The organism is Caballeronia glathei (genome assembly GCF_000698595.1).
GTDB lineage: Bacteria > Pseudomonadota > Gammaproteobacteria > Burkholderiales > Burkholderiaceae > Caballeronia > Caballeronia glathei.
On the sequence record NZ_JFHC01000041.1, the window covers coordinates 63715 to 72615 of the forward strand.

The 8901-nt window shown below is 64.4% G+C and carries 9 protein-coding genes; 7 read left to right on the forward strand and 2 right to left on the reverse strand.

From position 1 onward, the window contains the following. The first annotated feature begins 4 nt into the window (after positions 1 to 4). The 3 genes from rfaD to cysM all read left to right on the forward strand — a co-directional run bounded on the left by rfaD (position 5) and on the right by cysM (position 2603). Positions 5 to 997 carry an ADP-glyceromanno-heptose 6-epimerase gene (rfaD, locus tag BG61_RS23655; protein WP_035931148.1) on the forward strand — a complete coding sequence of 331 codons (993 nt, stop codon included), beginning with the start codon at positions 5 to 7 and terminating at the stop codon, positions 995 to 997. Between the two features lie 75 nt (positions 998 to 1072). Continuing rightward, positions 1073 to 1417 (forward strand): ComEA family DNA-binding protein, encoded by a 345-nt coding sequence (locus BG61_RS23660; RefSeq protein WP_035931151.1) that lies wholly within the window; start codon positions 1073 to 1075, stop codon positions 1415 to 1417. A gap of 283 nt (positions 1418 to 1700) precedes the next feature. Continuing rightward, entirely contained in the window at positions 1701 to 2603 is a 903-nt protein-coding gene (gene cysM, locus BG61_RS23665) for a cysteine synthase CysM (protein ID WP_035931152.1), read from the forward strand. Positions 2604 to 2702: 99 nt separating this feature from the next. On the opposite strand, the gene mltB is transcribed toward cysM, so the two are convergent. Continuing rightward, positions 2703 to 3902 (reverse strand): lytic murein transglycosylase B, encoded by a 1200-nt coding sequence (gene mltB, locus BG61_RS23670; protein ID WP_035931153.1) that lies wholly within the window; start codon positions 3900 to 3902, stop codon positions 2703 to 2705. A gap of 209 nt (positions 3903 to 4111) precedes the next feature. On the opposite strand from mltB, the gene BG61_RS23675 reads away from it, so the two are divergent. Continuing rightward, on the forward strand, positions 4112 to 5035 hold the full coding sequence (locus BG61_RS23675; protein ID WP_035931154.1) for a histone deacetylase family protein: 924 nt from the start codon (positions 4112 to 4114) through the stop codon (positions 5033 to 5035). Between the two features lie 6 nt (positions 5036 to 5041). Here the strand turns inward: BG61_RS23675 and BG61_RS23680 are convergent, their stop codons facing one another. Next, positions 5042 to 5932: an alpha/beta hydrolase gene (locus BG61_RS23680; RefSeq protein ID WP_035931156.1), complete on the reverse strand. Its 891-nt coding sequence runs from the start codon at positions 5930 to 5932 to the stop codon at positions 5042 to 5044. A gap of 186 nt (positions 5933 to 6118) precedes the next feature. Here BG61_RS23680 and BG61_RS23685 point away from each other — a divergent pair, with 186 nt between their 5' ends. Genes BG61_RS23685 through BG61_RS23695 form a run of 3 tightly spaced genes read left to right on the forward strand, consistent with a single transcriptional unit; the run spans position 6119 to position 8644 of the window. Then, on the forward strand, positions 6119 to 7153 hold the full coding sequence (locus tag BG61_RS23685; protein WP_035931157.1) for a methionine ABC transporter ATP-binding protein: 1035 nt from the start codon (positions 6119 to 6121) through the stop codon (positions 7151 to 7153). Beyond that, positions 7143 to 7796, forward strand: a complete 654-nt coding sequence (locus BG61_RS23690) for a methionine ABC transporter permease (protein WP_035931199.1) — start codon at positions 7143 to 7145, stop codon at positions 7794 to 7796. The genes BG61_RS23685 and BG61_RS23690 overlap by 11 nt, the downstream gene beginning before the upstream one ends. Before the next feature lie 53 nt (positions 7797 to 7849). Next, the gene (locus BG61_RS23695) at positions 7850 to 8644 is read left to right on the forward strand and encodes a MetQ/NlpA family ABC transporter substrate-binding protein (protein WP_035931201.1); all 795 of its coding nucleotides are present in this window, start codon (positions 7850 to 7852) and stop codon (positions 8642 to 8644) included. Positions 8645 to 8901: the final 257 nt, after the last annotated feature.

Sequence of the window (8901 nt, forward strand, 5' to 3'; positions counted from 1 at the left end):
CACCATGACCATCATCGTCACCGGCGCGGCCGGCTTCATCGGCAGCAACATCGTCAAGGCGCTCAACGAGCGCGGCGAAGAGCGCGTGATCGCGGTCGACAACCTGACGCGCGCCGACAAGTTCAAGAACCTCGTCGATTGCGAAATTGCCGATTACCTCGACAAGACCACGTTCGTCGAGCGCTTTGCGCGCGGCGACTTCGGCCGCGTGCGCGCGGTGTTCCATGAAGGCGCCTGTTCGGACACGATGGAGACCGACGGCCGCTACATGATGGAGAACAACTTCCGCTACAGCCGCGACGTGATGGACGCGTGCCTGCGGCAGAACGTGCAGTTTCTCTATGCGTCGTCGGCGGCGACTTACGGCGGATCGAGCCGCTTCGTCGAGGAGCGCGAACTCGAGAAGCCGCTCAACGTGTACGGCTACTCGAAGTTCCTTTTCGACCAGATCGTGCGGCAGACGCTGCCGAAGGCGAAGAGCCAGATCGTCGGTTTTCGCTACTTCAACGTGTACGGGCCGCGCGAAACGCACAAGGCGCGCATGGCGTCGGTGGCGTTCCACAACTTCAACCAGTTCCGTGCCGAGGGCAAGGTCAAGCTCTTCGGCGACTACAACGGCTACGCGGCGGGTGAGCAGACACGCGATTTCGTGTCGGTGGAAGACGTGGCGAAGGTGAACCTCTTCTTCTTCGATCATCCGGAGAAGTCGGGCATCTTCAACCTCGGCACCGGGCGCGCGCAGCCGTTCAACGACATCGCGTCGACGGTGGTCAACTCGCTGCGCGCCATCGAGGGGGAAGCTGCGCTGTCGCTCGCCGAACTCGTGCAGCGCGGGCTGATCGAATACATTCCGTTCCCCGACGCACTGCGCGGCAAGTACCAGTGCTTCACGCAGGCGGATCAGTCGAAGCTGCGCGCGGCGGGCTACGACGCGCCGTTCCTGAGCGTGCAGGAAGGCGTCGACCGCTACGTGCGTTGGCTATCCGGCCAGCTATAAAAGCGCACGGCCTTTTTCTACACTGAGTCTCCCGGTCAGCGATCGACGCCGGCCGGTTTCACGAGGGAGACTCACATGATCAGGAAAGCAATCGCAGCGTTCGCGCTCGCCATGTCGATCGGTTCCGCGTTCGCGGCCGTCGATATCAACACCGCCAATTCCGACGCCCTGCGGGGCATCAAGGGCATCGGCCCCGCGAAAGCCAAAGCCATTCTCGACGAGCGCGAAGCGCACGGTCCGTTCAAGGATGCGGCCGAACTCAGCAAGCGTGTCAAGGGCATGGGCGGCAAGACGGTCGAACGGCTACAGGCCGAGGGCCTCACCATCGGCCCGGCGAACAAGTCGGCGGCCGCGCCGGCCAACGCGGGTTCCGGCGCGACCAGGGCCGCCGCGGCGGCGCCGGTCGTGGTCAAGAAGTAGGCGAAGCGGCGCGCGAGCCGACGCGCCGGTCGGTTCGTGCGCCGCCTCGCCTGTCTCGCATTGCGTTCGAAGGGTGCGCAAACGTACTGGATTTCAGCTCCTTCAGCCATCGGATGTGCTTGGCTCCCGCGGTTCTCGCCGCGGGCTTTTTGGCATTGGGCTTTCCCTGCGGCCGGTAGGGGTGCCGGCATCGAAAAGACCGCTGGGCTACAATCGTCGGATTCCGCATGCATTGATTCAGGCAACGCGATTCGCAAAAGCAGTCGCACAACCCGTACGATTTATGGCTTACATGACAATCGAAGACACGATCGGCAATACGCCGCTCGTGCAGCTCGTCCGTCTTCCCGACGACGAAATCCGCAGCCGCAACAACGTGGTGCTCGCCAAGCTGGAAGGCAACAATCCGGCGGGCTCGGTGAAGGACCGGCCGGCGCTCTCGATGATCAAGAAGGCCGAGGAACGCGGCCGCATCAAGCCCGGCGACACGCTGATCGAGGCGACGAGCGGCAATACCGGCATCGCGCTTGCAATGGCCGCAGCGGTGCGCGGCTACAAGATGGTGCTGCTGATGCCGGAGGATCTTTCGGTGGAGCGCCGCCAGAGCATGGCCGCTTACGGCGCGCAGATCGTGCTGACGCCCGTGACGGGCGGCATGGAATACGCGCGCGATCTCGCCGAGCAGATGCAGCGCGAAGGCAAGGGCATCATCCTCGACCAGTTCGCGAATCCCGACAATCCCCTTGCACACTACGAAACGACCGGCCCCGAACTCTGGCGTCAGACCGAAGGGCGCATCACGCACTTCGTGTCCGCGATGGGCACGACGGGCACGATCATGGGCGTGTCGCAGTACATGAAGGAGCGCAGCGAGAAGATCGAGATCATCGGCGCGCAGCCCGAGGAGGGTTCGCGCATTCCGGGCATTCGCAAATGGCCGGAAGCGTACTTGCCGAAGATTTTCGATCGCAGCCGCGTGGATCGCGTGGAGAACGTGAGCCAGGCGGCGTCGGAAGCGATGGCGCGCCGGATGGCGTCCGTCGAAGGCATCTTCAGCGGCATTTCGTCGGGCGGCGCATGCGAGGTCGCATTGCGGATCGCCCGGCAGGTCGAGAACGCGACCATCGTGTTCGTCGTCTGTGATCGCGGCGACCGCTATCTGTCGACGGGCGTGTTTCCCGCCTGAAGCTCAGGCGACACAGCAAAAAAGAAAGCCGTCGCGGAACGACCCGCGACGGCTTTTTCCTTTCTGGCGCGACGCCCTTAACTGCGCTTACTGCACTTATTACTGCACCGCTGCGCTTGGTCCTGCGCCCGTATCGCCGGCTGCAATCCGTGCCTTGACCGCTTCGCCCAGTTGATACACCGCGAGCGCGTAGAAGAAGCTGCGGTTGTAGCGCGTGAGCGCGTAGAAATTACGCAGGCCGAGCGTGTATTCGGTCGGGCGGCCAGGGCTCGGCAAATCGACGACCGTCAGCGGCGTACCTGCTTCCGATGCCGGATTCACCCCCGGTTCGTTCAACAGCATGCCGGCCTTCAGCAATTGCGCGAGCGACCAGTGCGGCTCCGGCTGGCCGTCGGCGGCCGCCTCCGCAATGCCCTGGCTGCCCACATCGCCGGAAATGCGCCACACCACCGGGCGGCCCGGCTCCCAGCCGTGCTTGTTCAGATAGTTTGCGACGCTGCCGATCGCATCCGCCTGGCTCGTGCGCAGGTCGATGCGGCTGTTGCCGTCGTAGTCCACCGCGTACTGCACGATGCTGCTCGGCAGAAACTGCGGAATGCCGATCGCGCCCGTGTACGAGCCGAGCACCGAAGCCGGATCGATCTGCGCGTCGCGCGTCCAGACGAGCAGGTCCGCGAGATTCTTGCGGAACGTCGCCTGGCGCTCGGCGCGGTTCGGCGTGTTCGGGTAGTCGAACGAGAGCGTGGTCAGCGCGTCGAGCGCGCGGAAATTGCCCATGTAGCGCCCGTAGATCGTCTCCACCCCGATGATCCCCACGATCACCTCCGGCGGCACGCCGTATTGCTCCGACGCGCGCTGCAGCGTCGCCTGATTCGCGCGCCAGAACTTCACGCCGGCGTTGATGCGGATCGGCTCGATGAAGCGCGACTGGTACACGCGCCAGTTCTTGGTCGCAGGCGTTGGCGACGGCGTGACGAGCTTTACCGCGGTCGCCGAATAGCTGACGTGATTGAAGAGGTCGTGCAGTGCGGCCGGATCGAAGTCGTAGCGGGCAACCATGTCGTTGATGAACGCATCGACATTCGGATTATTCGCGTAGCGCTGCGGCACGATTTCTTCTTCGAACACCTGCCCTTGCGACGTCGCGCTCTGCGGCTGCGACTGCGCAAAGGCACCGCCGGCAGAGAAGATGCCAAGAGCGCAAACGAGGGAGGCAACAGCTACGGCGGATACTCGGGATAAGGCGGAAAGCGGCTTCAGCGCGGCCGGCAGGTCGAACGGAGCAAACTTGAAAGTCATAGTATGCGTGGTTGTGGCGGTGTGTGGCAGTGCGTCCGGGAGTCGGGGCAGTATAACCGACGCCTTTCCGGCCGCATCCCGCAATGGGCCGTGTCCGGCCATGTCGATAAGGGGTGTGGTAACTTAACGTCAATCGCGCGGCGTGTGGTCGCGCATATGACGAAAAAACACGAGACACGCGGCGCCCCGCATGCGGCCGCACGACAATCATGGCGACCGGCTTCTATACCCACCCTGAGTGCCTCCTTCACGACATGGGGCCGTGGCATCCCGAATGCCCGGGCCGCCTGCAGGCGATCGAGGATCAACTGATCGCGAGCCGGATCGACGCGCTGATCGAGCGCGAAGAGGCGCCGCTCGCCGACGAGGCCGAGCTCGCGCGCGTGCACACGCAGGCGCATATCGACCATATCAGGCAGTGTCAGCCGCTCGAAGGGCGCACCGAGGTCGATCCCGACACGTCGATGTGCCCGCACTCGTACCGCGCGGCGCTGCGCGCGGCGGGCGCGGCGATCGCCGCCACCGACGCGGTCATCGAAGGGCGCTACGACAACGCATTCTGCAGTGTGCGTCCGCCCGGACATCACGCGGAGCCCGCACGGGCGATGGGCTTTTGCTTCTTCAACAACATCGCGATCGCCGCGCGGCACGCGCTGGAAGTGCATGGCCTGCAGCGTGTCGCGGTGATCGATTTCGACGTGCATCACGGCAACGGCACGGAAGCCGCGTTTTCGGGCGACCCCCGCGTGCTGATGTGCAGCTTCTTTCAGCATCCGTTCTATCCGTTCACCGGCGCCGACAGCCATGCGTCCAACATGGTGAACGTGCCGCTGCCCGCGCGCACGAAGGGCATGGCGATGCGCGAGGCCGTCGACATGCTGTGGCTGCCGCGCCTCGACGCGTTCAAGCCGGAGATGATCTTCGTGTCGGCGGGATTTGACGCGCATCGCGAGGACGATCTCGGCAACATGGGCCTCGTCGAAGACGATTACACGTGGCTCACGGAGCAGATCCAGGCGGTTGCCGCGCGGCATGCGAAGGGGCGCATCGTGAGTTCGCTCGAAGGCGGCTACAACCTGTCGGCGCTCGGGCGCAGCGTGGTTGCGCACGTGCGCGCGCTCGCCGAGATCTAGCGGGGCTCACATCCGCGGGCGCGTGAGGTCGGCGCGCACGATCGTCCAGTCGATCAGCGCGCGGATCACGCGGTCGCGGTCGAGATCGTTCATGGTCTCGTGATAACTCCCTTCGTAGATCAGGAGCGTGCTGTCGGTCGAGCCGACGTTCGCTTCGAAGTCGCGGCTGCCGTCCGGCTCCGCGAGCTTGTCCTCGGTACCGTGGAAAACCAGCAGCGGCAGCGTGATCGACGCGCGCTTCCTGCGCACGCGCGTCATCGCGGCGAGCAGCTGCGCGCCGGTGCGCGCGGGAATCGCATCATGGTGGACGAGCGGGTCGCGCCGGTTCGCCTCGACCACGCCATGCGAGCGCGACAGCAGCGCGGGATCGATTTTCATCGCGTGAAAGCGCGGCCGCACGACGCCGACGACCGACGCGAGCGCGCGCTGCCAGCGCGGCACGTCGCGCCCGGGCGCAAGCGCCGGGCTCGACAGGATCAGGCCCGCCAGCTTTCTGTCGCCCGGGCGCTCGGCCACATACAGTGCGGCGATCGTTCCGCCCATGCTGTGTCCCATCAGAAAGAGCGGAACGCCGGCGGGCGCAGTGGTTTCGGCCGCTTCCAGGAGGACGTCGGCGTCGAGCAGATAGTCGTCGAAGCAGTTCACCCACGTGCGCTCGCCCGAGGACCGGCCATGCCCGCGCAGATCGAGCGCGACCAGTTCGATGCCCGCGGCATTGAGCCGCAGCGCGAAGGCGTCGTAGCGCCGCGCGTGCTCGGAAAGCCCGTGCACCAGGGCGATTCTCGCGAGCGGCTTCGGGAACTCCGCGCCCGCCTGCCAGCGATGCAGGAACAGTTCGACGCACTGCCGCGTCGTGACGGTGCTGGTGGAATAGGTGCTGCGCCCGGGATTGGTCATGTTCTGAGCGGAATTCGAACCCGATGATAGTGAGATTTTAATGCCCTGAAGTAATTAGGCGATCCGAAATCATTATTAAACTGAATGAGGGTCGTGCGGTAAAATTTCGGATTAAGACCAAAAAACGAACGGCGGCCGGCTGCCCGGGTGGCGACACTCAAGCGGAGCCCCGCCGTTTGCATTTACATGATCGAAATACGCAATCTTTCGCAACGTTTCGAGGGGCCCCGGGGCTGGGTCGAAGCGCTGCACAACGTCAATCTCAGCATTCCCGCGGGCGAAGTTTTCGGCATCATCGGACGCAGCGGCGCGGGCAAGAGCACGCTGGTGCGCACGATCAACCTGCTCACGCGGCCGAGCGAAGGCAGCGTGATCGTCGAAGGCCGCGATCTCACGACGCTTCCCGTCGCCGAACTGCGCGCGGCGCGGCGCGACATCGGCATGATCTTCCAGCACTTCAACCTGCTCTCGTCGCGCACGGTGTTCGACAACGTCGCGCTGCCGCTCGAGCTCGCCGGCATGAAGCGCGGCGAGATCGAGGCGACCGTGCTGCCGCTGCTCGAACTGGTCGGCCTCACGACCCAGAAGGACCGCTATCCGGCGCAGATCAGCGGCGGCCAGAAGCAGCGCGTGGGCATTGCGCGCGCGCTCGCGAGCAAGCCGAAGGTGCTGCTCTCGGACGAAGCCACCTCCGCGCTCGACCCCGAAACCACGCGCGCCATTCTCGACCTTTTGCGCAAGATCAATCGCGAGCTCGGACTGACGGTCGTGCTGATCACGCACCAGATGGACGTGATCAAGCAGGTCTGCGACCGCGTCGCGGTGCTGGATGCGGGGCGCGTGGTGGAGGAGGGCCGCGTCGTCGATGTGTTCATGCAGCCGCATCACGAAGTCACGCGCGCGCTGATCGGCGACGTGATCGCGCACGAACTGCCGCCCGCGATGAAAAAGCGCGTCGCCGAGCGGCTCAAGACAGGCAGCGGCCACTTGCTGCGTCTCGCCTTCACGGGTTCAGGGGTCGATCAGCCGATTCTTTCCGAGACCATTCGCCGCTACGAACTCGATTTCAACATCCTGCACGGACAAATCGACGAAATCCAGGGCCAGGCGTTCGGCTCGCTCGCGGTGCTGGCGGGCGGCCAGCCGGTGAAGGTCGCCGAGGCGATCGCCTATCTGCGCGAACAGGGTGTGGTGGTGGAGGAGCTTTCGTATGTTGAGTGAAATGTTCGATATGTTCGTGCAGTCGTTCTGGGAGACGCTCGTCATGGTCGGCATCTCGGGACTCGTCGGCGCCGCGATCGGCCTGCCGCTCGGCGTGCTGCTGTATCTCACCGACCGCGACGGCGTATTGCAGAACCTTGCGGTGAACCGTGCGCTCGGCGGTGTCGTCAACGCGGTGCGCTCGACGCCGTTCATCATCCTGCTCGTCGCGGTGATTCCGTTCACGCGGCTCGTGGTCGGATCGTCGATCGGCACGGCCGCCGCGGTCGTGCCGCTCACGATTGCCGCCGCGCCGTTCATCGCGCGCCTCGTCGAGACGGCGCTGCGCGAAGTCGATCGCGGGCTGATCGAGGCCGCCCAGGCGATGGGCGCGACCACCAGCCAGATCGTGTTCAAGGTGCTGCTGCCGGAATCGCTGCCGGGCGTGGTCGCGGGGCTCACGATCACGTTCGTGTCGCTCGTCGGCTACTCGGCGATGGCGGGCGCGATCGGCGGCGGCGGTCTCGGCGACCTCGGCATCCGCTACGGCTATCAGCGGTTCCTGCCGGAGGTCATGCTGACGGTGGTCGTGATCCTGATCGTGTTCGTGCAGCTCGTGCAGTCGTTCGGCGACTGGCTCGTGCGCCGCCTCAGCCACAAATAAAAACAGGTTTCACTCTCTCATCAGAAAACGAAGGCCAGCTCATGCAACAACTCATGCAACGTCGGTTCATCCTCAAGTTCGCCGCGGCGCTCTTTTCCGCAACGCTCTTCGCAGGCACCGCCCACGCCGATGAGACCATCAAGGTCGGCGTAACGGGCGGCCCGCACGCGCAGATCATGGAAGTGGTGAAGCAGGCCGCCGCGAAGAACGGGCTGAAGATCACCGTCATCGAGTTTTCGGACTACGTGCAGCCGAACGCCGCGCTTGCCGCCGGCGACCTCGACGCGAACAGCTACCAGCACGCGCCGTATCTCGATGCGCAGGTGAAGGATCGCGGCTACAAGCTGATCAAGATCACCGACACGGTCACGTTCCCGATGGGCATCTATTCGAAGAAGGTGAAGTCCCTCGCGGAACTGAAGCCGGGCGCGCGCATTGCCGTGCCGAACGATCCGACCAACGGCGGGCGCGCGCTGCTTCTGCTGCAAAAGCAGGGCTTGATCAAGCTGCGCCCGGACGCGGGCCTGAAGGCGACGCCGCTCGACATCGCCGAGAACCCGAAGAAGCTGAAGATCGTCGAACTCGACGCGGCGCAGATTCCGCGCTCGCTTTCCGACGTCGATGCTGCCGCGATCAACACGAACTTCGCGATGGAAGCGGGCCTCAAGCCGAAGACGGACGCAATCGCGATCGAAGATCCGAAGGGTCCGTATGCGAACATCATCGCGATCCGCGCTGCGGACAAGGACAAGCCGTGGGTCGCGAAGCTGGTCGCGGCGTATCACTCGCCGGAAGTAAAACAGTACATCGAGGGCAAGTACACGGGCGCCGTGATCGCCGCCTGGTAAGGCTGTGCACGCCGTCCTGCGCGGTTTTTGAGAGACTCCGGGTTTTTTCGTATATGAAATAGAACGGTCGTTCGATAATATTCGGCCAATACCGATTGCACGTCAGCGTGGCAAGCGCTCCCGGCCACCGGGTGGTTCGGGGGCGCAAGTCGCTCGTATAATGGGACGCTGGGTTGACGTAATCGTAACTTTGGAGCGTGTGCATGAAAATCCTGGTGCCAGTGAAAAGAGTGGTCGACTACAACGTGAAGGTCCGC